At 46.9% G+C, this 241-nt stretch carries 1 pseudogene; it reads right to left on the bottom strand.

What is annotated here, in order from left to right:
* Positions 1-77: 77 nt before the first annotated feature.
* Positions 78-241: pseudogene (locus tag NLF92_RS13685) on the bottom strand (tRNA dihydrouridine(16) synthase DusC); the annotation flags it as partial.

Here is a 241-nt window from a genome sequence, read left to right as displayed (position 1 = left end):
ACCATAGGCGCAGCGCTGCAAACTATAACGTTAGCGAAAAGAAGCTGAAGCAACAAGTTCAGCGAGGACGGCTTACCTTAAAGATGTGCGGACTGTCGCAATACGTTTACAATCTCATCCGCTTTTTGCAAACGGCGGATATTGCTGAACAGCGTTTCTGCCTGAGGGTACTGGCGTTTAAGATAACCACACCACTGCTTAATGCGGTTTGGATAATAGCGGCCTTTGTCACCAAAAATCT

This window comes from Opacimonas viscosa, assembly GCF_024199005.1.
Taxonomy (GTDB): Bacteria; Pseudomonadota; Gammaproteobacteria; order Enterobacterales; family Alteromonadaceae; genus Opacimonas; species Opacimonas viscosa.
This window is presented reverse-complemented; position numbering and strand designations above follow the sequence as displayed.